Source organism: Sulfitobacter sp. 1A15258, assembly GCF_043557045.1.
Lineage (GTDB): Bacteria > Pseudomonadota > Alphaproteobacteria > Rhodobacterales > Rhodobacteraceae > Sulfitobacter > Sulfitobacter faviae.
In genome coordinates, this window is the sequence record NZ_JBIFFK010000005.1 from 17407 (window position 1) to 40183 (window position 22777).

Below are 22777 nucleotides of genomic sequence, written 5' to 3' on the forward strand. Positions count from 1 at the left end.
GGCGGCACTATGGGGGGCGGGCGCGGCAAAGTCAGGAGAAACGTCCCGTCATGCGACAGCTTGACAGGGAGGGGGCGCCGCGCGACATATCCGCCATGACGGACAACACCGACAAGATCCTGACACAGCTGCCCGCCCGCCTGAAAGAGGCGCGGCAGGGGCAGGGGTTATCGCTCGACGCCGTGGCGAAGCTCTCGGGCGTGTCGCGCTCCATGGTCAGCCAGATCGAGCGCGGCGAATCGAGCCCCACCATCGCGACGCTGTGGAATCTCACCCGCGCGCTTCAGGTGGATTTTGCCGGTCTTCTCGATGCCGCCCCCGGCGAGCCGCAGATCGAGGTGCTGCGGAGTGCCGCCGTGCCGACGATCAGCAATCTGGGCGACGGTTGCCGCATTCGCATCCTGTCCCCGCCTGAGGAAGCCGGGCATCACGAGGTCTATGAATTGCTCATCGCCGAGGGCGGCGTGCTCGACAGTGCGCCCCACACCCGCGGCGCGCGCGAGCACCTTAGCGTCTTCGAGGGCGCGGTGGAGGTCACCAGCGGCAGCGGGACCGAGCGGCTGCAGGCCGGCGACACCGCGCGCTATGCCGCCGACGTGCCCCATGCGATCCGCGCGACAGAGGGGCCGGTGCGCGCCTTTCTGGTGGTTCATGACGCGTAGTTTCCGGGATATCGGAAAAAATCCGCCATTCCGGAAATCCTCTATTCCGGAATATCCTCCGCTATGGTAGAAGTCTCCTGAAAAGGAGAGCCTCATGACCCAAGCATTTCTGTCCCATGTCACCGACACCCTGGCCGAGATCGACGCCGAGGGCATGATGAAGCGCGAGCGGCTCATCACCACCCCGCAGGGCGGCGAAATAGCGGTGGGCGACCGCGAAGTCATCAACCTTTGCGCCAACAACTACCTCGGCCTCGCCGATCACCCCGAGCTTATTGCCGCCGCCAAGGAAGCGATGGACGAGAAGGGCTTTGGCATGGCCTCGGTCCGTTTCATCTGCGGCACGCAGGACATTCACCGCGAGTTGGAGCAGAAGCTGGCCAGCTTTCTTGGCCACGACGATTCGATCCTCCTCGCCGCCTGTTTCGACGCCAACGGCGGGCTGTTCGAGCCGCTTCTGGGACCGGAGGACGCGGTCATCTCGGACGCGCTGAACCATGCGTCGATCATCGACGGGATCCGGCTCTGCAAGGCCAAGCGCTACCGCTATGCCAACAGCGATATGGAAGATCTCGAGGCCAAGCTGAAACAGGCCCGCGCGGACGGCGCGCGCTTCATTATGATCGCCACCGACGGGGTTTTCTCGATGGACGGCTATCTGGCGAAACTGCCCGAGATCGTGGCGCTGGCCGTGAAATACGAGGCGCTGGTAATGGTCGACGACTGCCATTCCACCGGCTTCATGGGGCCAAAGGGCGCGGGCACCCCGGCGCATCACGGGGTCAAGGTGGACATCGTGACCGGCACGCTGGGCAAGGCGCTCGGCGGGGCCATCGGCGGCTATATCGCGGGGCCGCAGCCGGTGATCGACCTGCTGCGCCAGCGCGCGCGGCCCTATCTGTTCTCAAACTCGCTGCCATCCTCCATCGTGCGCGCCGGTATCCGGGCGCTGGAATTGGTGGAAGAGGGCGACGACCTGCGCGCGCGTCTTTTCGAGAATACCGAATACTGGCGCGCGGGGCTGGAGAAGCTGGGCTTCGATCTGCTGCCCGGCGAGCATCCCATCGTGCCGGTCATGCTGGGCGAGGCGCAGCTGGCGCAGGACATGGCGGCGAAGCTTTTCGAGGAAGGCGTCTATGTTTCCGGCTTCTTCTTCCCGGTGGTGCCGCGCGGTCAGGCGCGCATCCGCACCCAGATGAACGCGGCGCTGACGCGCGAGCAGCTTGACCGCGCGCTGAAAGCTTTCGAGATGGCCGGCAAGGCCTGCGGGGTGATCTGATGGCGACGAACGAGATGAAGGCGCTGGCCAAGCTGCACCCCCGCGAGGGGTTGTGGATGACCCATGCCCCGGTGCCCGAGATCGGCCCCGAGGACGTGCTGATCAAGATCAACAAGACCGGCATCTGCGGCACCGATATCCATATCTGGAACTGGGACGATTGGGCCGCCGGGACCGTGCCGGTGGGGCTGATCACCGGCCATGAATTCGCAGGCGAGATTGTTGAGCTTGGCCGCAATGTCGAGGGGCTGGAGGTCGGCCAGCGCTGCTCGGGCGAGGGACATCTGATCGGCAAGCAGTCGCGGCAAAGCCGGGCGGGCAAGTTCCACCTAGACCCGGCGACGCGGGGCATCGGAGTGAACGAGCAGGGGGCCTTTGCGCAATACCTCAAGCTGCCCGCCTTCAACGTGGTGCCGCTGCCAGACGAGATTTCCGACGACATCGGCGCGATTCTCGATCCTCTGGGCAACGCGGTGCATACCGCGCTCAGCTTCGATCTGGTGGGCGAGGATGTGTTGATCACCGGCGCGGGGCCGATCGGCATCATGGCCGCCGCGGTGGCGCGGCACGTCGGCGCGCGGCATGTGGTGATCACGGATGTGAACCCCGACCGTCTGGCGCTGGCGGAAAAGGTCGCCGACGTGGTGCCGGTGAACGTGGCCAAGGAGGAGTTGGCCGATGTGATCCCGCGGCTGAAGATGAAACAGGGTTTTGACGTCGGGCTTGAGATGTCGGGCAACCAGCAGGCGCTGGATCAGATGGTCGAGGCGATGACCATGGGCGGGCGCATCGCCATGCTGGGCATTCCGCCGGGCAAGTCGCCGGTGGACTGGAGCCGCATCGTCTTTAAGGCGATCACCATCAAAGGCGTCTATGGCCGCGAGATTTTCGAGACGTGGTACAAGATGATCGCCATGCTGGAAAACGGGCTGGATGTCTCCGCCATCATCACCCACCGCTTTGGGGTCGATGATTTCGAACAGGGCTTCGCCGCGATGAAATCGGGGCGGTCGGGCAAGGTGGTGCTGGACTGGACCTGAACCGCTCAGGGGCGCAGGCGATTGCGCCCCTGTTGCGTGAGGACCCAAACGTCCTCCCCTTCGAACACCGCTGCGCAGAGCGGTTTGCCATAGCCCGCCCCGGTGTCGAGGTTCACCCGGTTGCCATAGTGCATGGCGCTGTCGACCGGCGTGTGGCCGTGCACGACCAGCTTGGGATGCGGCGCGGTGTACTGGTGAAACTCCTTGCGGATCCACAGCAGATCATTCTCGCGCTGATCATCCAGCGGCACCTCGGGGCGGATGCCCGCATGAGCAAAGAAGAGGTCGGGCGTTTGATGTGACAGGGCGAAGGTCTTGAGGAAATCCACATGGCTCTGCGGCACCGCTGCGCGGGCTTTCTCATGCACCTCTGACATCCGGTCGCGCCCGCTGACCGACACGCCGTAGGAGTTCAGCGTCGTGTCGCCGCCCAAACGCGGGTTCAGCCAGTTAAGCTCAACCAGCAGCAGCGGATCGTGGCGGGGGAAATCCTCCATGAACCAGCTGAACATGCGGTCGTGATTGCCCATCAGAAAGGTCCAATTGCGGCCCTCGGCTTTCCCTTCGGCCAGCCGTTCGATCACCGCTTTGCTGTCGGGGCCGCGGTCGGTGTAATCGCCCAGAAAGACGATCTGCGCCTCCGGCCCGCCGTCTTCTTCGATCAAAGTCAGGACGCGCTCAAGCTCGGCGGCATAACCGTGGATGTCTCCGATGGCATAGATGGGGCTGGGCATGATCGTTCCTGTCCTTCTGCACCCCCTCGTGATGCCGCAAAGCGGCGGGGAAGGGAAGGCTTAGGCCCGACAATGCCCCAAAAGCAAAAGCGCCCCACGAGGAGGCGCTTCCAGATTGTGCAGGTCGTGCGGGCCTTAGGCCACGTCGAATTGCAGCGGCTTGATCTGCCGGAACATGCCGGTGTCGCGCAGCTTGCCGATCACTGTCTCGGGCACTTGATCATCGACATAGAGCAGGGCAATCGCCTCGCCCTTGGCGGTGTGGCGGCCAAGGGTGAAGTTGGCAATGTTCACGCCGTTCTCGCCCATGGTCTGGCCCAGCGTGCCGATGATGCCCGGCACGTCTTCGTTGGTGGTGTAGAGCATGTGCTCCCCGATCTCGGCGTCGATGGTGATGCCCTTGATCTGGATGAAGCGCGGCTTGCCGTCCGAGAAGACGGTGCCCGCGATGGAGCGCTCGCGCTTCTCGGTCACCACGGTCACCTTGACGTAGCCGTCGAAAACGCCGGATTTGTCCTGGTTGGTGGTGGAGATCTGGATGCCTTTCTCACGCGCGACCACGGGGGCCGAGACCATGTTCACGTCCGGGTTGGCGCGCTTCATGATGCCCGCCACGACGCCGCAGTTCAGCGCCTTGAGGTTCATTTTCGCGACCGAGCCGTCGTAGAGGATGTTGATCGCCTTGATCGGCTCATCCGTCATCTGGCCGATGAAGGCACCCAAGTGACCGGCCAGCTTGACCCACGGCCCCATGACCTTGGCCTCCTCGGCGGTGACCGAGGGCATGTTGAGCGCATTGGTCACGGCGCCGGTCAGCAGGTAGTCGGACATCTGCTCGGCCACCTGCAGGGCGACGTTCTCCTGTGCTTCGGTGGTCGCGGCGCCGAGGTGCGGGGTGCAGACCACGTTGGGCAGGTTGAAGAGCGGGTTCTCCTTGGCCGGTTCCTCGGCGAAGACGTCGAAGCCAGCGCCGGCGACATGGCCGGACTTCAGCAGATCGGCCAGCGCTTCCTCGTCGACCAGACCGCCGCGGGCGCAGTTGATGATGCGCACGCCTTTCTTGGTCTTCTCAAGGTTCTCACGGCTCAGGATATTTGCCGTCTGCTCGGTATAGGGCACGTGTAGGGTGATGAAATCGGCGCGCGCCAGCAGATCGTCGAGCTCGACCTTCTCGACACCCATCTTCTCGGCCTTCTCCTCGCCCAAGAAGGGGTCATAAGCCACGACTTTCATCTTTAGCCCGCGCGCGCGGTCGCAGACGATGCCGCCGATGTTGCCCGCGCCGATCACGCCGAGGGTCTTGCCGGTCAGCTCTACACCCATGAACTTGGACTTTTCCCACTTGCCAGCGTGGGTGGAGGCCGAAGCTTCGGGGATCTGGCGTGCCACGGCGAACATCATCGCGATGGCATGTTCGGCGGTGGTGATCATGTTGCCGAAGGGCGTGTTCATCACGATCACACCCTGTTTCGAGGCGGCGTCCTTGTCGATGTTGTCGGTCCCGATGCCCGCGCGGCCGATCACCTTAAGGTTCGGCGCGTTGGCGAGGATCTTTTCCGTCACCTTGGTGGCCGAGCGGATGGCGAGGCCGTCATAGTTGCCGATGATCTCGGCCAGTTTGTCTTTGTCCTTGCCCAGATCGGGCTGAAAATCCACGTCGATGCCGCGGTCGCGGAAGATCTGAACGGCAGCTTCGGAGAGTTTGTCGGAAATGAGTACTTTGGGGGCCATTTGTCTGGTCCTTCATAAACGGGGTCAGCGGTGCGCAGAGACGCGCAGCCGACGAGAGGGGGGAGTAGGGTGCGCGATCCTCGCGCACCATCGCATCACGCGTTGATTTCGGCTTCAAAAGCCCATTCGAGCCAAGGCAGCATCGCTTCGATGTCCGCCGTCTCGACCGTGCCGCCGCACCAGATGCGCAGGCCCGGAGGGGCATCGCGGTAAGCGCCAATGTCGAGCGCTGCGCCCTCATCCGCCAACCGCTTGGCCACGGCTTTGGCAAAGGAAGCGCCGTCCTCGATCCGGTCATCGGTGAACTTGAGGCAGACCGACGTGTTGGAGCGTGTCGCGGGATCGGTGGCGAGGAAGTCGATCCAGTCATGGGCTTCGACGAAATCGGCCACGGCCTTGGTGTTGGCGTCGGCGCGGGCGATCAGGCCCTGCAGCCCGCCCACGGATTTGGCCCAGTCCAGCGCCAGCAGGTAATCCTCGACACAGAGCATCGACGGCGTGTTGATCGTCTCGCCGCGGAAGATGCCCTCGTTCAGCTTACCGCCCTTGGTCAGGCGGAAGATCTTGGGCAGCGGCCACGCGGGGGTGTAATTCTCCAGCCGCTCGACAGCACGCGGGCTGAGGATCAGCATGCCATGCGCCGCTTCGCCGCCCAGCACCTTCTGCCAAGAGAAGGTTGTCACATCGAGCTTGTCCCACGGCAGGTCCTGCGCGAAGGCGGCGGAGGTCGCATCGCAGAGCGTCAGGCCGGCGCGGTCCGCCGGGATCACGTCGCCCGTGGGTACGCGCACGCCAGAGGTCGTGCCGTTCCAAGTAAAGCAGACGTCGTTGTCATAGTTCAGCGCGGCCATGTCGACGATCTCGCCATACTCGGCGGTGTGGACCTGCGCCTCGATCTTCAGCTGCTTGACCACGTCGGTGACCCAGCCCGCGCCGAAGCTTTCCCAAGCGACCATCTCGGCGGGCCGTTCGCCCAGGAGCGACCACATGGCCATCTCGAAGGCGCCGGTGTCGGAGGCAGGCACGATGCCGATGCGGTAGTCGGCGGGCACGCCGAGCACTTCGCGGGTGGTCTCGATCGCCTCTGCGAGCTTGGCCTTGCCGGGCGCGGCACGGTGGCTGCGGCCCAGCGGTGCATCCGCGAGCTTGGTCAAATCGAATGTGGGGATTTTGGCGCAGGGGCCGGAGGAGAAACGCGGGTTTGCCGGTACGGCAACAGGTTTCGCTTCCGGGCGCAATGCCGGTTGGTTCATAGCCATTGATGCTACCCTCTCAGATATTCGCCCTTCGTTGGGGAAGGGTGTCCCACTTGCCGGGATACGCGGGGAGGCCGGGCTGGCGCAAGTCGCAAAATGACGCTAGGACGCCGGTCATGTCGCTTTGCGCGGCGCGAATGATGCGGATCGGAAACTTATGTTCACGGCAATCTTGTTGACCTCCCCCACCAACCCCAGCCTCGACCCCGCGCTGGTGGAAAGCCTGCGCAATGCTTGGGGCGGGGGTGACGCGCTTTGGCTGGCCCCGGATGAGGCGGCGGAGTTCTCGCTGGCGCAGATGCCGGAAAACCGTTGGGATGTCTGGGAAAGCTGCCAGTCCATGGGGGTCGATCTGGTGATCGTGCCGACAGAGGGCCGCCGCAAGAAGATGCTGCTGGCCGATATGGACAGCACGATGATCCAGCAAGAATGTATCGACGAATTGGCCGATGAAGCAGGCGTCGGGGAGCGCGTGAAAGAGATCACCGCCCGCGCCATGAACGGTGAGTTGGATTTCGACGGCGCCCTGCGCGAACGGGTCGGCCTGCTGAAAGGGTTGGAAGCCAGCGTGATCGACAAGGTCTTGGCTGAGCGGATCACCCTGATGCCCGGCGGCGGGGCGCTGGTGGGCACAATGAAGGCCAACGGCGGCTATGCCGCTCTGGTCTCGGGCGGGTTCACCGCCTTCACAGCCAAAGTGGCCGAGATGCTGGGCTTTGATGAGAATCGCGCCAATACGCTGCTGGTTGAACAGGCCGCGCTGACGGGCGATGTGGGGCTTCCGATCCTCGGGCGTGAGGCCAAGGTCACCGCGCTGGAAGAGATCACGGCAAAGCTGGGCATCACCGAAGATCAGGTCATCGCCGTGGGTGACGGGGCCAATGATCTGGGCATGTTGGGGCGCGCGGGCATGGGCGTGGCGCTACATGCAAAGCCTTCTGTCGCGGCGGAATGTGACATCCGCATCAACTTTGGCGATCTGACCGCGCTGCTGTTCGTGCAGGGCTATGCGCGTAGCGAATTTGCAGGCTGAGCCTGCCCGCGGAGCGCTGCCGCTTCCTTAGAGCAAGGCGGCAGCGCGAGTGGCTTAAAGCAGCCCCGCCGCTGGTTTCAGCATCCCGGTTTCAAGCCCGCGCCAGTTCTTGATCGGCGCGTTCATCCGCTTGAGCGCGGCGGGGTGGTTGGCGTCCAGCGCCCCCAGTTTGACCATCAACGCGGTGATCGCGCATTCGGCGGCGCGGGTGGTGCCGCAGGCGGCTTTCAATGCGATGCCCAGTTTGCGCTCGGGCCAGATGGCGATGAAGAAGCCTTCGGCCCCGGTTTTCAAGGCGACTTTGCCATCCATCGCCCGCATCAGTTCCGTGCAGGCGCGACCTTCGCCCGCGACGAGTTCGGGGTGCAGGCGCATGGCCTCGTGCAGCCGCGCTTCGGCAGAGCCTTCGGGGGCGGCGGCGAAATGCGCCATGGCGCGGGCCATGCCATGCAGGGTGCAAGCGTAGTTCGGGGCCGAGCAGCCGTCGATCCCATAGCCGGGGGAGGTTTCTTGCGTGACCGTCTCGAAAGCCTCAAGGCAGGCTTTTTGCACCGCGTGCTCCGGCTTTTCGTAATTCGCCCCGCCGCCCAGATGTTGGTTCAGCGTCAGGAAGCCTGCGTGTTTGCCCGAGCAGTTGTTGTGGATCTGGCAGGGTTTCTCATGGGCGCGGATCAGCCCCTCCATGGCGTCGCGGTCGGCGGGCTCCTGCGGGCCGCAGCGAAAGGCGTCGTCGTCCAGACCCAGCGTGTTGAGCCAGACGCCCACCCGGTCGGTGTGGATGGCGGCCCCTTGGTGCGAGGCGCAGGCCAGCGCCAGTTGCTCGGTGCTCAGCCCCGCCTTGTCGGCCGCGCCGGAATTGATCAGCGGCAGCGCTTGGATCATCTTGGAAGAAGAGCGCGGCAGAATGACCTTTTCCGGGTCGCCCCAAGCCTCGACGATCTGGCCGCTGGCGTCGCAGATCACGGCGTGACCGGAATGCACGCTTTCCAGAAAGGATCCGCGCCAGATTTCCGCAAATGGGGCTGCTTTGGTCATGAGGTTCATCCTGTTTCTGGGCGAAAACCTGCCAATCAGGGTTTCGTCGGTCGCGCGTTTGCCGTTATTGTGGTTGGTGTCGAACAGATAACAGACACCCGCAAGAGAGCAACCCGCTGAGGTTGCCCGGTTGGGGTCTGTGGACGTGTTGAGGTCAAGGACGGCTGGAGGCTGGACAGATGGGAATGATGAAGACATGTGGTCTTGCACTTGGGGCGCTCGCCCTTGTGGCGAGCGGCGCAGTGGCGCAGGAGCAGAGCACCAACCGGGTGGCTGCCAAGACCGACTGGAGCGTCTTTGTAGAAGATAACCCGACGGAATGCTGGGGCGTCTCGACGCCGAAGGAAGTGGTCAACACGCGCGATGGGCGTGTGGTGGCGGTGAACCGGGGCCAGACATTGCTGATGGTATTCTATCGTCCTTCGGCAGAGGCCAAGGGTCAGGTTGCTTTCACCGGCGGCTATCCTTTCGCCTCGGGCTCGACCGTGACGATGAGCATTTCGGGCAATACCTATGAGCTGTTCACCGAAGGCGAATGGGCATGGCCCGCGACAACGGCGGATGACGCCAAGATCATCGCCGCGATGAAGCGCGGTGCGGATGCGACGCTGGTCGGCAAGTCTTCGCGCGGGACGCAGACCAAGGACACATTCTCGCTTCTGGGCTTCACCGCTGCGGTGGAAGATGCGGAGAAGCGCTGCGGGGGGTGAGCCTCTGCGATTTGAGAGTTTGGGACGGCCTCGCGATTGCGGGGCCGTTTTTGTTTGGGGCGAACGTGCCACCCGGGCCCGGGACAAGCCGCAGGCGCCGGGCCATCGCCTGCCCGCCCCCCCCGGGTCGGCGATTTGGTGAGGCTGTGTGTGACTTCGCAGGGCTTACACCATGGTTGAGGCATAAAGTGGTATCGAAGATATGTTGGTTCGCCGACACGCGGGCAGCCGATGGCCCTTGCACGAAAAAGCCGCGGCCTCCTTTCGAGAGCCGCGGCTAAGAATACGTCGTATATTCCGGCGTCAGGCCGCGCGCGACAATGGCGCCGCCACCTCTTCCTCGATAAACGCACCATGCAGCGCCTTGATCACCGGTTGCAGGCTCTCCCGCTCGACGATGAACTGCACATCCACATTGCGCGGCCCTTGGCTCGCGCCGATGGCCGTCTCGCCAGCCTCTGCGATGGCCACGAGGCCCCGTTGCAACACCGACAAGCCGTTCAGATCGCGCCCGATGACCGAGGCCATGGACAGCGTGCGGGTGGTGATCTCGGCGGTGGGGTAAATCTCGGCCAGATCCTTCTCCACCCGGCGCATCGTCTTCAGCGAAGCGTCCAGATAATGGGTGATCGTATTGGCGTTCGAGACCTTCGAGACGATCCGCACGTTGTGCCGCGTCAGCACGTCGAGGATCGCGGTGTCATAGCCTTTGACGCCGACCATGTCCTGCTCGAACAGTTCAAGCGTAACGATGTCCAGACCGGTCACGATCTCCACCGCGGGCGCTTCGGCCTGACGGTCGTCGATCAGCGTGCCGGGGTCTTCGGGCTCGAAGGCGTTGGTCACGCGCAGCGGCACGTCGGCCTGACGCAGGGTCTTGGCCGCCTTGGGGTGGATCGCCTCCATCCCCATGTTCGAGAGTTGGTCCGCCACGTCGTAGTTCGTGCGGCCAATTTTCTTGACGGCATGCTCGCCCACCAGTTTCGGGTCACAGGACGACAGGTGGAACTCCTTGTGAATGATCGCCTCGCGCGAGCCGGTGAGGGCGGCAAGCTTGGAGAAGGTCACCTCGGAATAGCCGCGGTCGAACTCGCGCATCAGACCTTCGGCGCATTGCGCATAGCCTGTGACGATGGGCATTTCCGTATGAGGGTCGATGCCCTCCATCGCCTGCGCGATGCGCTCATCGAGGGTCACGTTGCCCTCGTCACGCCACCCCGAGAGGTCGACGAAACGGGCGTTCACGCCAGCGCGTTGCAGCAGGATCGTGGTGACGAAGGCGGAATGCGCCTCGCCCAGACCGGACAGCAACTCGCGAATTTGCAGCATGTGCTCCGACAGGCGGAAGTGGCCATAGGCGCAAAGGCGTTGCAGGTCGATCAGGCAGTTGCGGGCACCATGGGTGCGCTCGGACACAAAGGCGTCGGCCTGTTCGATGTCGCCGGGATGCTCCAGCACCTCGCGGTGCACGCGCTGCATCTCGGCCGAGACGCGGGTCAGCGCCTCGTGCCAGCCGTGATCGTTGCTGGCATTGGCCAAATGGGCGTAAACGCCCGGCTCGCCCGATTTCTTATGCTCCAGCAACAGGTTCGTGATCCCGCCAAAGGCGGAGACCACGAAGACGCGCCCATAGATGTCCGCGCCCTTACGGTCACCGACAAAGAGCGTATCTTTGAGTTGGTTTACGCGGGACATGGACGTCCCGCCGATTTTTTCGACAGTGTGGGACGGTTGAGTCATAAAACTTAAGCGACCTCCTCGGCAGGCGCATAGGAACCATCTTCGCGGTGCACTTCGTTGCCGGTGACCGGCGGGTTGAAGCAGCACGCCATGTGCAGTTCTTCCTCTGCGCGCAGGATGTGTTTGTCGTGCAGGTTCAGGGCGTACATCACGCCGGGGGTGATCTCATGCGTCTCGCCGGTGGCGAGATCGGTGATCGAGCCTTTGCCCTTCATGCAATAGACGCTCTCGAAGTGATGCTTGTAGTGGAACGTGTGTTCCGACCCGGCCTCAAGCACGGTGATATGGAAGGAAAACCCCATCCCGTCATCGGCCAGAAGCATCCGTGTGGAGGTCCATTTCGCATCCGCCACGTGACGGTCTGTGCCCTGAAGTTTGTTAAAATCGCGTACAATCATCGGTATTACTCCGCTGCCAGTTTCATGTTGCCCGTCACATCGCGGGTCGCTTGAAGAAGGATATCAAAGCCTTCGCGCATAACCTTCTCCGGCGTGGTGAGCGGGGCAAGATATTTTACGATCTCGTCGTTCGCGCCCGATGTTTCGATCACGAGGCCCAATTCATAGGCACGCGCGCAGATCGCACCGGCCAGCTCGCCCGAGCCAACATCGACGCCCTGCATCAGGCCGCGGCCTTTCAGCGTGGCACCGTCGACCAGATCGGCCACATCCTTAAGCGCGGTGGTCAGCAGCACGGCTTTCTCGGCCAGCGCCTTTTCGAAGGTGTCATCGGTCCAGAACTTCTCAATCGCGACGCGGGCGGTGACGAAGGCATGGGTGTTGCCGCGGAAGGTGCCGTTGTGCTCGGCGGGCTTCCAGATGTCATGCTCCGGCGCGATCAGCAGGGCCGCGAAGGGCAAGCCAAAGCCGGAAAGCGATTTCGCTTGGGTGATCATGTCAGGCTTGATACCGGATGCCTCAAAGGAGAAGAAGCTCCCCGAACGGCCACAGCCCGCCTGAATGTCGTCAACGATCAGCAGCGCACCATGTTTGCGGGCGATCTTCTCGATGCCTTGCATCCATGCGTCGGAGGCCGCGTTCAACCCGCCTTCGCCTTGGATCGGCTCAAAGATGAAGGCCGCGGGCGCGTCGATGCCCGACGACGGGTTCGATAGCATCGCGTCGATCATCTCAAGCGTGTCCACGTTCTCGCCCAATGCGCCTTCGAAGGGCATGTGGGTGACATCGGCCAGCGAGCCGCCGCCCGCGCCGCCGCGCTTGCCTTTGTTGCCAGTCAGCGCCAGCGCGCCCATGGTCATGCCGTGAAAACCGTTGGTGAAGGAGATCACGTTGGTGCGGCCTGTTACCTTGCGCGCCAGCTTGATCGCGGCTTCGACGGCATTGGTGCCGGTCGGGCCGGTCATCATGACCTTATAGTCCATGCCGCGCGGCCTGAGGATTTTCTCCTCATAGGCTTCGAGGAAGGCCGCCTTAGTCTCGCTATGAAAGTCGAGGCCGTGGGCGATGCCATCAGCGGTGATATGCTCCACCAGCGCCTGCTTCATGTCCGGGTCATTGTGCCCGTAGTTCAGCGAGGAGCAGCCGGCGAGAAAGTCGATGTAGCGGTTGCCCTCGCCATCGAACATTTCCGAGCCGCTGGCGCGGGTGAAAACGGCGTTCATACCGCGGCAGTAGGAGCGGGCTTCGCTCTCGCGGCGGGTAAAGATGGTCGTGTTCTGTGCCATGTCCTTAGGCATAGGAATTCCTTTCTCTTCTAGAGAGTCTATCGTGTGAATTGTCAGCTGCGGTTTACGCGGCGCGTCTCAGCGCGGCGGCCTCGGGCAGCGTGATCGTCACCATATGTTCGGTGTCATGCGCGCCCTCGAAGTGGGCGTCTTTGGTAAAGTGGGGCGCATCGGAAAGATCGCCGCCGATGTGGTTCGCAAAGCTGCGGAACAGCCCCCAAGAGGCGTCGTTGTCGCGGGTGATCGTGGTTTTGAGGGTCTTGGCGTCCTCGGTCTCATCCCGGTTCACCAGTTCCATCAGCATGGTTTTCCCCAGACCAAGGCCGCGGGCCTTGGGGCTGACGGCGACCTGCCAGACAAAGAAAGCATCTTGGGCAGGGATCATATGGCCGGAGATCCAGCCCACGATATCACCGTCCAACTCGGCCACCACGCAGGTGTCGCGGAAGTGGTCGGCCTGGATCAGGTTCGCATAGAGCGAATTTTCGTCGAGCGGCTTACAGTCGCGAATCAACCGCCAGATGGCGGCTCCGTCCTCGGCATTGGGCTTGCGCAGCTTGGGTGTGCGGGCTTTTTTCATGTCGAGTTTATTCTGCATCCGTTCGTGGCTCCCTGATTGTTTCGATAGGCTAAATAAGTCATGCGCGGAAATACTTCAACAATCAAAGCGAATTACTTCAAAATGCGCTTATAGCGTGCTTTAAGCGCCATAGAGCTGTGCATATTTGTTTCGTTCTCCGAACGAAATTAGGCGGCTTCGCTTAGCTATACTAAGCGATCAGGCGGGTTTTGAGCGATTGCTGAGAATGCCGCCAATGTGCAATGATGCACCATGACGCAGAAACATCCCGACCGGGTCGACGAAAGTCTGATCGCCTTGCGCCGCATTTTGCGGGCCACCGAACTCTATGCCCGCGATCTGGCGCAGGCCGCGGGGGTGACTCCTGCGCAACTGCGCGTCTTGCAGATCGTGGGAGAGAAGAAAGACCCGACCGCCAAGACCCTCGCCAATCAGATGGGGGTGAGCCAAGCCACCGTGACCGCCTTGGTCGACAAGCTGGTGGCGCGCAGCTTGGTCTCGCGCCAGCCCTCAGCGCAGGACCGTCGTCAGACCAACATCACCTTGACCACCCAAGGCGAGGATGTGTTGGAAGAAGCCCCCGATGCGCTGCAACAGCGCTACGTCCGCGCCTTTGCGGATCTGGCCGATTGGGAGCAGGCGCAGCTGGTGTCGTCGTTGGAGCGTGTTGCGGCGATGCTGAACGTGGACAGTCTGGATGCCGCGCCGGTTCTCGCGACCGGGGAATTGCGCACAAGCAAGAAGACCTATTGAGCGCGGTCCCAGACCTCGGCGGCCAAACCCTTTTGCAAATCGCGCCTTTTCTTATATAGAGACCCATCCCTAGCCAGTGAGTCTTTGAAATGTCCGCTTCCGCGCCCATCACCCAAGACGTGATGACCCTTCCCCGTAAGCTGCCCGACGGGCCGATCAACCTTGTCGGCCTGACCCGCGACGCCATGCGCGACGCGCTGATCGCCCATGGCACGCCCGAGAAACAAGCGAAGATGCGTGTGGGGCAGATTTGGCAATGGATCTACCAGTGGGGCGTGCGGGATTTCGACGCGATGACTAACCTCGCCAAGGGCTACCGCGCTCAATTGGCTGAGAAATTCGTGATCGAAGTGCCTGAGGTGGTGACCCGTGCGGTCAGCGAGGATGGCACCCGCAAATACCTCGTCCGGATCGCGGGCGGTCATGAGGTCGAGGTGGTTTATATCCCCGAAGAGGGGCGCGGCACGCTTTGTGTCTCCAGCCAAGTGGGCTGCACGCTGACCTGTTCCTTCTGCCACACCGGCACGCAGAAGCTGGTCCGCAACCTCACAGCGGGGGAGATCATCGGTCAGGTTATGGTGGCGCGTGACGATCTGGGCGAATGGCCTGAAATCGGCGCGCCGAAGGATGAAACCCGGCTCTTGAGCAATATCGTGCTTATGGGCATGGGCGAGCCGCTGTATAATTTCGAGAACGTGCGTGACGCGATGAAGATCGCGATGGACCCTGAGGGCATCCAGCTCTCGCGCCGCCGCATCACGCTGTCGACTTCCGGCGTCGTCCCCGAGATTCACCGCACCGCCGCTGAGATCGGCTGCCAGTTGGCCGTGTCCTTCCACGCCACCACCGACGAGGTGCGCAACAAGCTGGTGCCGATCAACAAGCGTTGGAACATCGAGGCGCTGCTGGAGGCGCTCAAAGCCTACCCCAAGGTCAGCAATTCCGAGCGGATCACTTTTGAATACGTGATGCTGAAGGACGTGAACGACAGCGACGAAGACGCGCATCGTCTGGTCAAGCTGATCGAGGGCATCCCGGCCAAGATCAACCTGATCCCCTTCAACGAATGGCCCGGCTCGCCCTATGAGCGGTCGTCGAACAACCGCATCCGGGCTTTTGCCAATATCATCTATCAGGCCGGCTATGCCTCGCCGATCCGCACCCCGCGGGGCGAAGACATCATGGCGGCCTGCGGTCAGCTCAAGTCGGCGACCGAACGCGCCCGCAAGTCGCGCAAGCAGATCGAGGCGGACGCGGGTCTGGGCGGTTAAGCCAGCCCCGCGCGGTCCCGCGAAAGCGCTTCTTCAGTAACACCCTCGGCGGCGATGTCGCCGGGGGTTTCCGCGCCCCGCACCAATGCCGCCGCCGCGCGCGCTAGCGCCGGGGCGGTCTGGATGCCATAGCCACCCTGACCGGCGAGCCAGAAGAACCCTTCACCTTCAGGATCATAGCCCGCCACCGGATCGCCATCGGGCAAAAAGCTGCGCAGCCCGGCCCAGCGGCTTTCGATGCGCGGGCGCTCGAGGTCGAAGGCGGTTTCGATCCGGTCGATGCAGATCGCGATATCCAGTTCTTCGGGTTGGGCGTCGCAGGGGGGCGAGGGCGTGGCATCGGCGGGCGAAATCAGCAGCTTGCCCGCATCGGCCTTGAGGTAGAACTGCTCGTCAATATCCACCACCATCGGCCAACGGTCCGGCACCATCCCCTCGGGCGAGGCCACGGTGAGCGCCGTTCGGCGTTTCGGGGTGAGGCCCGCAGGCTTTAACCCGGCCAGCGTGGCGATCTCATCCGCCCAAGCCCCGGCGGCATTGACGACGACCGGCGCGTGGAAGGTGCCTTGGCTCGTGTCGACCTGCCAGTCACCCTCTTTGCGAAGCGCCTGCACCTCGGCCTTGGTGTGCAAAACGCCGCCCCCGGCGCGGAAGGTCTTGAGGTAATGTTGATGCAGCCCGTTCACGTCGATATCCGCCGCCGAAGTGTCCTGCAGCCCGCCGGTGGCATAGCCTTTGCGCAGCAGCGGCACGCGCGTCTCGACCTCGGCCCCGCTCAGCGGGGTGACATGGGGGCCCAACTCCTCGGCAGTGCGGGCAAGCGATGCTTGCTGGTCCTGCCGCGCGACGAAGACCGCGCCGCGGGGTTCCAGCAGCGGATGCGCCAAATGCGGGCTGGCAGGGTCGTGAAAGAAAGCGGCAGAGGCACGGGAGAGGGCGCGGATCACCTCAGGCCCATAGGTCACCGTAAACAGCGCGGCAGAGCGGCCCGTGGTGTGATAGCCCGGCTGGCTTTCGCGCTCCAGCAGCAGCACCCGGCGGTCGCTGGACAGTTCAGCGGCGACAGAAGCGCCCGCTATGCCCGCACCGATCACGATGCAATCGAAACCTGTCGTTGAATTGTTCATACTCTGCCCTCTCTGCGCGGAGGCTAGCACCGCCCGCGGCGGGGCAAAAGGGCCGAAGCGCGGTCCGCCTCTGCCCCTGCGGGCAATCGTATAAATCCGCCATATTGTTGCAATTGCATGAAATTTTCGCCCGGCGCGGCAAAGCCGTTGACCGAACGCCCCGCCCGGCGCAGTCTGTCGCAAAGGGCGCATGCGGTGATGCCGAACGCGCCCCGACCCACAGGAGTGCTGCCCCATGTCCGAACTGACCCTTTCCAGAACCCTTCCCGCGCTGACGCTGGCCTTTGGCCTGATGGCCTCGGCCTCCGCCGCTGCCGAGCTTGTCATCGGCATGCAGCAGGAGCCCACGTCGCTTGATCCCACGGCGGATGCCACCGCCTCCATCGACAGCATGATGACTCAGAACGTCTTCGAATCGCTGACCACCGTGGCCGAGAATGGCGAAGTACAGCCGAACCTTGCCACCTCTTGGGAGGTGTCCGACGACGGGCTGACCTATACGTTCAAACTGGCCGAAGGTGTGACCTTCCACGACGGCAGCACGTTGGATGCCGAGGATGTCGTCTATTCCTTTAACCGCGCCATGGGCGAAGACAGCGTGAACCCCTCCAAGGACATTTTCGAGCCAATCGAAAGTGTCACGGCGGTCGATCCCCAGACGGTCGAGATCACGCTTTCGGGCAAGGATGCCTTTTTCCTCTTCAACATGGGGCAGGGCGACAGCGCGATTGTCGCCGCCGAGACGGCGGATACGAACAACGCCAACCCGGTGGGCTCCGGTCCCTTCAAGTTCGACAGTTGGACAAGGGGCGACCGCCTGACGTTGGTCAAGAACCCCGATCACCGCGATGCGGCCGAGGTGGCGCTCGACAAGGTGGTGTTCCGCTTCATCTCCGACCCCGCAGCCGCCACCGCGGCGATGATGGCCGAAGAGCTCGACGCTTTCCCCGGCTTCCCCGCGCCGGAACTGCTGCCGCAGTTCGAGGCCGACCCGCGTTTCCGCGTCAATGTCGGCTCGACCGAGGGCGAGGTGATCCTTGCCATGAACAACGCCAAGCCGCCTTTCGACAATGTCGAGGTGCGCCGCGCCGTGGCCACCGCCATCGACCGTGACGAGATCATCGAGGGCGCGATGTACGGCCAGGCCGTGCCGATCGGCAGCTTCTATCCGCCGCATGGCACCGCCTATGTCGACCTGACGGACGCCTATCCGCATGACAGCGCCAAGGCCGAGGAGATGTTCGAGGCGGCGGGGGTTGCGGGGGCCACCATGACCCTGCGCGTGCCGCCGTTCCCTTACGCCACTCGCTCGGCCGAAATCATCCAGAACCAGCTGTCGGAGGCCGGGATCGACGCCGAGGTCGAGAATGTCGAATGGGGCTTCTGGATCGATGAGGTCTACAAGAAGAAGAACTACGACATGACCATCATCGCCCACACCAGCCCCAACGACATGGGCAATTTCGCCCGCGGCTCGGACTACTTCTACGGCTACGACAATGCCGAGATGACCGCCCTGTGGGAGAAGATCCAAACTGAGGTCGACCCCGAGGCCCGCAACGAACTGCTCAAGCAGGGCCAGCAGATGCTGTCCGACCAGTCGGTGCATGGCTTCCTGTTCCAGCTGCCTCTCTTGGGCGTCTTCCGCCAAGAGGTCGAAGGCTACTGGTCCTCCTCGCCCGTGCTCTACATGCCGCTGAAGAACGTGCGCATCGCCGACTGACCTGAAACGGCCGTGGTGCCCCCGGGCGCCGCGGCTCTTGGACCTGACTTCGTGGCCTATTTCCTCTTCCGCCGCACGCTCGGTTTCGTGCTGACCCTGCTCGCCGTCTCGCTCGTCGTCTTTGCCGTGATGAACGTGCTGCCGGGCGATCCGGCGCTGACCATTCTTGGCATGGACGCCAGCGAGGATGCCATCGCGGCGCTGCGCGAACAGCTGGGGCTGAACGAGCCGCTGATGACCCGCTATATTTCGTGGGTCTGGAACGCGGTGCAGGGGGACTTTGGCCTTAGCCATTCCTTCCGCGTGCCGGTCTCGGAACTCATCGCCGAACGCCTGCCGATGACGATCTCTCTCGCGGTGGCGGGGATGCTGGTGACGCTGGTGCTGGCGCTGGGCCTTGGCATCACGGCGGCGGCGCAGCATGGGCGCGCGGGCGACTGGGGGGTGATGTTCCTCAGCCAACTCGGCATTGCCGTGCCGGCCTTCTGGCTGTCGATCCTGCTCGTGATGCTTTTTGCCGTGAAGCTGCGCTGGTTGCCGCCGGGGGGCTTTGCCGGGTGGGACGATCCGGGCGCGGCGCTGCGCTCGCTCATCCTGCCCACGGTGGCGCTGGCGCTGGTGCAATCGGCGGTGCTGGCGCGGGTCACGCGGTCCTCGGCGCTGGAGGTCATGCGGCAGGACTTCGTGCGCACCGCCCGCGCCAGCGGCCTCTCGCGGCGACGGGTGCTTTGGGCCCATGTGCTGCCCAATGCGCTGGTGCCGATCGTGACCATCGTCGGCATGCAGTTCGCCGCATTGGTGACCGGGACCATCGTGATCGAGAATGTCTTTTACCTGCCGGGGCTCGGGCGGCTGATCTTCCAGTCCATCGCCAACCGCGATCTGCCCACGGTGCAGGCTCTGGTGATGCTTTTCGCCGCCATCGTGGTGACGGCGAATTTCGTGGTCGATCTGCTCTACGTCGTCATCGACCCCCGGCTGAAGGCGCGGGCATGAAGCGGCTTCCGGCGAATTTCCTGCTGGGGGCGGTACTGGTCAGCCTCGTGGTCGGGATGGCGGCGCTGTCGCTCGTCTGGACCCCGCATGACCCGCAGGCGATGTCGATCTCCACCAAGTTCGCGCCTCCCTCTACGGAGCATTGGCTGGGCACCGATCAATTGGGCCGCGACGTGGTGGCGCAATTGATGGCGGCGGCGCGCAACTCGATGGCCGTGGCGCTGGTGGCGGTGCTCTTGGGTGGCAGCATCGGGGTGGGGCTGGGGCTGCTGGCCTCGGCGCTCGGTGGCTGGGTCGAGGATGCGGTGATGCGGTTGGCCGATTTGGGCTTTGCCTTTCCCGCGCTGTTGTTCGCGATCATGCTGGCGGCGGTCTTCGGGCCGTCGCTGACCAACGCGGTGCTGGCGATCTCCTTTATCAACATCCCCATCTTCGCCCGCGTCACCCGCGCCTCGGCGAAACAGATCTGGACGCGCGACTATGTCGCCGCCGCGCGGGCCGCCGGGCGCGGGCGCTTCGCGATCAGCCGCGATCATATCCTGCCCAACATCGCCGCGGCGGTGATCGTGCAGGCGACCATAGAATTCGCGGTGGCGATCCTCGCCGAAGCAGCGCTGAGCTATCTCGGCCTCGGCGCGCAGCCGCCCGCCTCGAGCTGGGGGCGGATGCTGTCGGAGGCGCAGACGCTGATGTATCTCGCCCCGCAACTTGCGATCTATCCGGGTCTGTGCATCGTGGTGGCCGTGCTGGGCTTCGGCCTTCTGGGCGACGGGCTGCGCGACATCACAGATCCCCGACTGGTGCGCGCGCGATGATTGAGCTTAGCAATCTTTCGATTCATTTCGGCACTGCCGCCGCCCTGCGCGACGCCAATCTGGTGATCGAGCGCGGCGACCGTTTGGGGGTCGTGGGCGAAAGCGGTTCGGGCAAGACGCTACTGGCGCTCTGTCTGATGGGCATGGCCCCCGAAAGCGCGCGGTTGACCGGACAGCTACGCATCGACGGGCAGGACATGGCCACCGCGTCTGAGCGCGATTGGCAGAGGCTGCGCAGCCGCCGCGTGGCGATGGTGTTTCAGGAACCGATGGCGGCGCTCAATCCGCTGCGTCGGGTGGGCGACACGGTGATGGAGCCGATGTTGCTGCATGACGGGCTGACACGCAGCGCCGCCCGTGCCCGCGCCCTGAGCCTGTTCGAAGAGGTGGGCATTCCCGATCCCGACCGTCGTCTGCGGCAGTTCCCGCATGAGATGTCGGGCGGCCAACGCCAGCGGGTGCTGATCGCGCTGGCGCTGGCCTGCAACCCGATGCTGCTGATCGCGGATGAGCCGACAACCGCGCTCGACGCCAATGTGGCGCTGCGGATCACCGACCTGCTGCAACGGCTCGCGCGGGAGCGGCAGATGGCGCTGGTTTTCATCAGCCATGACCTCGCCGCTGTGGCGCGGGCGACCGAGGACATCGTGGTGATGTATGCGGGCGATATGGTCGAGCAGGGCCGCACGGCAGAGGTGCTGGGGAGGCCTGCGCATCCCTATACCAAGGGGCTCTTGGGCGCGCGGCCCGATCCGGGCGTGGCGGGGCGGGATGCCCAAGGAAAACGGCGCAGGCTGCCGACTATTCCGGGCGCGGTCCCGCCGCTGCATGGGCTGCCGCAGGGCTGCCGCTTTGCGGGGCGCTGCCCGGTGGAACTGCCTCACTGCGCCGCGCAGCGCCCAGACTTTGTGCAGACCGACGCGGGCCGTGCCGCCACCTGTCACCTGCTGACGGAGGGGCGCCATGACTGACGCGCCGCTTTTAGAGGTCCGCAACCTGACCCGCCGCTACAAACTGCCGCGCCAAAGTCTGCTGCGTGCCCCGCCGGTGCTGACGGCTTTGGAAAACGCCTCCTTCTCGTTGCACGCAAGCGAGACCTTGGGCGTGGTCGGGGAAAGCGGTTCGGGCAAATCGACATTGGCGCGGCTGATCATGGCGTTTGAGCGTCCGGACGCGGGCGCGGTGCTGTTTCGGGGGCGCGATCTGCATGGGCTCGGGGGGCAAGAATTGCGCAGCCTGCGGCGCGATTTTCAGATGGTGTTCCAAGACCCTTTCGGCTCGCTCAACCCGCGCCGCCGTATCGGCTGGTCCATCGCCGAGCCGTTGCGCGCCAATGGTGAGACCGAGGATATCCCCCATCGCATCGCCGAAGCCTTGGAGCAGGTCGGGCTGCATGCCGCGGACGCGGGCAAATATCCGCATGAGTTCTCGGGCGGGCAGCGCCAGCGCATCGCCATCGCGCGGGCCATCGTCACCCGCCCCGCGCTTCTGGTCGCGGATGAGGCGGTCTCGGCCCTCGATGTCTCGGTACAGGCGCAAATTCTCAACCTTCTGATGGACCTGCAGGATGATCTGGGCCTCGGCATGGTCTTTATCAGCCATGACCTTGCGGTGGTCGGATCGATCTGCGACCGGGTGCTGGTGCTGCAGCATGGCAAGACCTTGGAAAGCGGTGCGGCGGCAGATGTGTTGCGCAGCCCCGAGCACCCTTATACGAAAACCCTGCTGACAGCCGCAGGAGTACGCCCATGACCCGTTTCGTCCACCTGACCGACCTGCATATCTCGCATCCCGATCTGAACGACCCGCATCTGCACAGCGACACGCCCGCCACCCTGCGCCGCGTGGTGGAGGTGATCAACGCGATGGAGCCCCAGCCCGATTTCGTGGTGGCCAGTGGCGATCTGACCAACCATGGCGACCAGCAAAGCTATGCCCTTGTGCGCGAGATCATGGAGCCGCTGAAAGCGCCGCTGGTCATGGCCCTCGGCAACCATGACAAACGCGATGGGTTCAACGCGGTCTTTGCGCCGGGGCTGGCCGATGCGCCCTATTTCCATGACGCGCTGCAGGGCGATCTACATGTCATCACGTTGGACAGCAGCGTGCCGGGCAAGGTGGCCGGGGCGCTGGACGACGCGCAGTTCGAGTTTCTGGACGCCGCGCTTGAGCGTCATGGCGATCTGGCGAAACTCTTGGTGATCCACCACCCGCCGCGCATTGATCCCGCGGCCCTCGCATGGGGCAGTCTGGACGCAGCGAGCAGTGCGCGTTTGGCCGAGATGTTGAAAGGGCAGCGCGTGGCGGGCATCCTCTCGGGCCATGTGCATGTGAACCGGGTGAGCCATTGGCACGGCATTCCGGTGGTGATCTCCAACGGGCTGCATTCCACCATCGACCTGACCGAAACCCGCGATCTGCGTATCGTGGAGGGCACTGGATTCGGGCTTTGCGAATGGCATCCCAGCGGGCTGAGCGTTTCCTTTGCCCCGCTTGACCCGACGGCGTCTGAACTGGCGCGGATCGACCGCGCGCAGCTAAAATCCTTTGAGTAGAATGACATCCACCCTCGCTGGCCGTAGCCGCTACGCCTGCGCCGCGGTGCAGT

At 63.8% G+C, this 22777-nt stretch carries 22 protein-coding genes; 13 read left to right on the forward strand and 9 right to left on the reverse strand.

From position 1 onward, the window contains the following. The first annotated feature begins 95 nt into the window (after nt 1–95). From ACGYK9_RS11660 to tdh, 3 genes are all read left to right on the forward strand, one after another. Entirely contained in the window at nt 96–662 is a 567-nt protein-coding gene (locus ACGYK9_RS11660; protein ID WP_394414655.1) for a helix-turn-helix domain-containing protein, read from the forward strand. Between the two features lie 94 nt (nt 663–756). Next, entirely contained in the window at nt 757–1941 is a 1185-nt protein-coding gene (locus tag ACGYK9_RS11665; RefSeq protein ID WP_394414658.1) for a glycine C-acetyltransferase, read from the forward strand. Further along, nucleotides 1941–2981 (forward strand): L-threonine 3-dehydrogenase, encoded by a 1041-nt coding sequence (gene tdh, locus ACGYK9_RS11670; RefSeq protein ID WP_394414661.1) that lies wholly within the window; start codon nt 1941–1943, stop codon nt 2979–2981. The genes ACGYK9_RS11665 and tdh overlap by 1 nt, the downstream gene beginning before the upstream one ends. A 5-nt stretch (nt 2982–2986) precedes the next feature. Here tdh and ACGYK9_RS11675 read toward each other — a convergent pair whose 3' ends face one another. From ACGYK9_RS11675 to ACGYK9_RS11685, 3 genes are all read right to left on the reverse strand, one after another. Continuing rightward, nucleotides 2987–3715 carry a metallophosphoesterase family protein gene (locus tag ACGYK9_RS11675; protein WP_394414663.1) on the reverse strand — a complete coding sequence of 243 codons (729 nt, stop codon included), beginning with the start codon at nt 3713–3715 and terminating at the stop codon, nt 2987–2989. Nucleotides 3716–3850: 135 nt separating this feature from the next. After that, nucleotides 3851–5446, reverse strand: coding sequence for a phosphoglycerate dehydrogenase (gene serA, locus ACGYK9_RS11680; RefSeq protein WP_394414667.1), 1596 nt, complete (start codon nt 5444–5446; stop codon nt 3851–3853). A gap of 95 nt (nt 5447–5541) precedes the next feature. Then, nucleotides 5542–6705 (reverse strand): phosphoserine transaminase, encoded by a 1164-nt coding sequence (locus ACGYK9_RS11685; protein WP_394414670.1) that lies wholly within the window; start codon nt 6703–6705, stop codon nt 5542–5544. 154 nt (nt 6706–6859) lie between these two features. Here ACGYK9_RS11685 and serB point away from each other — a divergent pair, with 154 nt between their 5' ends. Continuing rightward, on the forward strand, nt 6860–7735 hold the full coding sequence (gene serB / locus ACGYK9_RS11690) for a phosphoserine phosphatase SerB (RefSeq protein WP_394414673.1): 876 nt from the start codon (nt 6860–6862) through the stop codon (nt 7733–7735). A gap of 54 nt (nt 7736–7789) precedes the next feature. Here serB and ACGYK9_RS11695 read toward each other — a convergent pair whose 3' ends face one another. Next, nucleotides 7790–8770 carry an asparaginase gene (locus ACGYK9_RS11695; RefSeq protein WP_394414676.1) on the reverse strand — a complete coding sequence of 327 codons (981 nt, stop codon included), beginning with the start codon at nt 8768–8770 and terminating at the stop codon, nt 7790–7792. Nucleotides 8771–8955: 185 nt separating this feature from the next. Between ACGYK9_RS11695 and ACGYK9_RS11700 the strand changes: the two genes are divergently transcribed. Then, nucleotides 8956–9480: an invasion associated locus B family protein gene (locus ACGYK9_RS11700; protein ID WP_082851954.1), complete on the forward strand. Its 525-nt coding sequence runs from the start codon at nt 8956–8958 to the stop codon at nt 9478–9480. A 303-nt stretch (nt 9481–9783) separates the two neighbouring features. On the opposite strand, the gene ACGYK9_RS11705 is transcribed toward ACGYK9_RS11700, so the two are convergent. Genes ACGYK9_RS11705 through ectA form a run of 4 tightly spaced genes read right to left on the reverse strand, consistent with a single transcriptional unit; the run spans nt 9784 to nt 13502 of the window. Then, nucleotides 9784–11220 carry an aspartate kinase gene (locus tag ACGYK9_RS11705; RefSeq protein WP_394414680.1) on the reverse strand — a complete coding sequence of 479 codons (1437 nt, stop codon included), beginning with the start codon at nt 11218–11220 and terminating at the stop codon, nt 9784–9786. Nucleotides 11221–11225: 5 nt separating this feature from the next. Next, a complete protein-coding gene (locus tag ACGYK9_RS11710) occupies nt 11226–11618 on the reverse strand; it encodes an ectoine synthase (RefSeq protein WP_394414684.1) in 393 nt (130 codons plus the stop codon). Between the two features lie 5 nt (nt 11619–11623). Next, nucleotides 11624–12916, reverse strand: coding sequence for a diaminobutyrate--2-oxoglutarate transaminase (ectB, locus tag ACGYK9_RS11715; RefSeq protein WP_394414687.1), 1293 nt, complete (start codon nt 12914–12916; stop codon nt 11624–11626). Between the two features lie 52 nt (nt 12917–12968). Then, nucleotides 12969–13502 carry a diaminobutyrate acetyltransferase gene (gene ectA / locus ACGYK9_RS11720; protein WP_394414690.1) on the reverse strand — a complete coding sequence of 178 codons (534 nt, stop codon included), beginning with the start codon at nt 13500–13502 and terminating at the stop codon, nt 12969–12971. A 234-nt stretch (nt 13503–13736) separates the two neighbouring features. Here ectA and ACGYK9_RS11725 point away from each other — a divergent pair, with 234 nt between their 5' ends. Next, on the forward strand, nt 13737–14237 hold the full coding sequence (locus tag ACGYK9_RS11725) for a MarR family winged helix-turn-helix transcriptional regulator (RefSeq protein WP_271688566.1): 501 nt from the start codon (nt 13737–13739) through the stop codon (nt 14235–14237). An 89-nt stretch (nt 14238–14326) separates the two neighbouring features. Continuing rightward, nucleotides 14327–15508, forward strand: coding sequence for a 23S rRNA (adenine(2503)-C(2))-methyltransferase RlmN (gene rlmN / locus ACGYK9_RS11730; RefSeq protein WP_067261578.1), 1182 nt, complete (start codon nt 14327–14329; stop codon nt 15506–15508). Here rlmN and ACGYK9_RS11735 read toward each other — a convergent pair. Next, the gene (locus tag ACGYK9_RS11735; protein ID WP_394414693.1) at nt 15505–16635 is read right to left on the reverse strand and encodes an NAD(P)/FAD-dependent oxidoreductase; all 1131 of its coding nucleotides are present in this window, start codon (nt 16633–16635) and stop codon (nt 15505–15507) included. The two genes, rlmN and ACGYK9_RS11735, sit on opposite strands and share 4 nt — an antisense overlap. 235 nt (nt 16636–16870) lie before the next feature. On the opposite strand from ACGYK9_RS11735, the gene ACGYK9_RS11740 reads away from it, so the two are divergent. The 6 genes from ACGYK9_RS11740 to ACGYK9_RS11765 are packed head-to-tail and all read left to right on the forward strand — an operon-like array spanning nt 16871 to nt 22724. Next, the gene (locus tag ACGYK9_RS11740; RefSeq protein ID WP_394414696.1) at nt 16871–18358 is read left to right on the forward strand and encodes an ABC transporter substrate-binding protein; all 1488 of its coding nucleotides are present in this window, start codon (nt 16871–16873) and stop codon (nt 18356–18358) included. 51 nt (nt 18359–18409) lie between these two features. After that, nucleotides 18410–19354: an ABC transporter permease gene (locus tag ACGYK9_RS11745; RefSeq protein WP_394414699.1), complete on the forward strand. Its 945-nt coding sequence runs from the start codon at nt 18410–18412 to the stop codon at nt 19352–19354. Beyond that, the gene (locus tag ACGYK9_RS11750) at nt 19351–20169 is read left to right on the forward strand and encodes an ABC transporter permease (protein WP_394414702.1); all 819 of its coding nucleotides are present in this window, start codon (nt 19351–19353) and stop codon (nt 20167–20169) included. Before ACGYK9_RS11745 ends, ACGYK9_RS11750 begins: the two co-directional genes overlap by 4 nt. Beyond that, complete coding sequence (locus ACGYK9_RS11755) at nt 20166–21140, forward strand: ABC transporter ATP-binding protein (RefSeq protein ID WP_394414705.1); 975 nt, start codon at nt 20166–20168, stop codon at nt 21138–21140. Before ACGYK9_RS11750 ends, ACGYK9_RS11755 begins: the two co-directional genes overlap by 4 nt. Further along, nucleotides 21133–21921: an ATP-binding cassette domain-containing protein gene (locus ACGYK9_RS11760; protein ID WP_394414708.1), complete on the forward strand. Its 789-nt coding sequence runs from the start codon at nt 21133–21135 to the stop codon at nt 21919–21921. Before ACGYK9_RS11755 ends, ACGYK9_RS11760 begins: the two co-directional genes overlap by 8 nt. After that, nucleotides 21918–22724: a metallophosphoesterase family protein gene (locus ACGYK9_RS11765; RefSeq protein ID WP_394414711.1), complete on the forward strand. Its 807-nt coding sequence runs from the start codon at nt 21918–21920 to the stop codon at nt 22722–22724. The genes ACGYK9_RS11760 and ACGYK9_RS11765 overlap by 4 nt, the downstream gene beginning before the upstream one ends. Nucleotides 22725–22777 lie beyond the last annotated feature (53 nt).

Coding starts and splice junctions, on each gene's coding strand:
- ACGYK9_RS11660 (WP_394414655.1), top strand. CDS start 96: ATGACGGACAACACCGACAAGATCCTGACACAGCTGCCCGCCCGCCTG.
- ACGYK9_RS11665 (WP_394414658.1), top strand. CDS start 757: ATGACCCAAGCATTTCTGTCCCATGTCACCGACACCCTGGCCGAGATC.
- tdh (WP_394414661.1), top strand. CDS start 1,941: ATGGCGACGAACGAGATGAAGGCGCTGGCCAAGCTGCACCCCCGCGAG.
- ACGYK9_RS11675 (WP_394414663.1), bottom strand. CDS start 3,715: ATGCCCAGCCCCATCTATGCCATCGGAGACATCCACGGTTATGCCGCC.
- serA (WP_394414667.1), bottom strand. CDS start 5,446: ATGGCCCCCAAAGTACTCATTTCCGACAAACTCTCCGAAGCTGCCGTT.
- ACGYK9_RS11685 (WP_394414670.1), bottom strand. CDS start 6,705: ATGGCTATGAACCAACCGGCATTGCGCCCGGAAGCGAAACCTGTTGCC.
- serB (WP_394414673.1), top strand. CDS start 6,860: ATGTTCACGGCAATCTTGTTGACCTCCCCCACCAACCCCAGCCTCGAC.
- ACGYK9_RS11695 (WP_394414676.1), bottom strand. CDS start 8,770: ATGACCAAAGCAGCCCCATTTGCGGAAATCTGGCGCGGATCCTTTCTG.
- ACGYK9_RS11700 (WP_082851954.1), top strand. CDS start 8,956: ATGATGAAGACATGTGGTCTTGCACTTGGGGCGCTCGCCCTTGTGGCG.
- ACGYK9_RS11705 (WP_394414680.1), bottom strand. CDS start 11,220: ATGACTCAACCGTCCCACACTGTCGAAAAAATCGGCGGGACGTCCATG.
- ACGYK9_RS11710 (WP_394414684.1), bottom strand. CDS start 11,618: ATGATTGTACGCGATTTTAACAAACTTCAGGGCACAGACCGTCACGTG.
- ectB (WP_394414687.1), bottom strand. CDS start 12,916: ATGCCTAAGGACATGGCACAGAACACGACCATCTTTACCCGCCGCGAG.
- ectA (WP_394414690.1), bottom strand. CDS start 13,502: ATGCAGAATAAACTCGACATGAAAAAAGCCCGCACACCCAAGCTGCGC.
- ACGYK9_RS11725 (WP_271688566.1), top strand. CDS start 13,737: ATGACGCAGAAACATCCCGACCGGGTCGACGAAAGTCTGATCGCCTTG.
- rlmN (WP_067261578.1), top strand. CDS start 14,327: ATGTCCGCTTCCGCGCCCATCACCCAAGACGTGATGACCCTTCCCCGT.
- ACGYK9_RS11735 (WP_394414693.1), bottom strand. CDS start 16,635: ATGAACAATTCAACGACAGGTTTCGATTGCATCGTGATCGGTGCGGGC.
- ACGYK9_RS11740 (WP_394414696.1), top strand. CDS start 16,871: ATGTCCGAACTGACCCTTTCCAGAACCCTTCCCGCGCTGACGCTGGCC.
- ACGYK9_RS11750 (WP_394414702.1), top strand. CDS start 19,351: ATGAAGCGGCTTCCGGCGAATTTCCTGCTGGGGGCGGTACTGGTCAGC.
- ACGYK9_RS11755 (WP_394414705.1), top strand. CDS start 20,166: ATGATTGAGCTTAGCAATCTTTCGATTCATTTCGGCACTGCCGCCGCC.
- ACGYK9_RS11760 (WP_394414708.1), top strand. CDS start 21,133: ATGACTGACGCGCCGCTTTTAGAGGTCCGCAACCTGACCCGCCGCTAC.
- ACGYK9_RS11765 (WP_394414711.1), top strand. CDS start 21,918: ATGACCCGTTTCGTCCACCTGACCGACCTGCATATCTCGCATCCCGAT.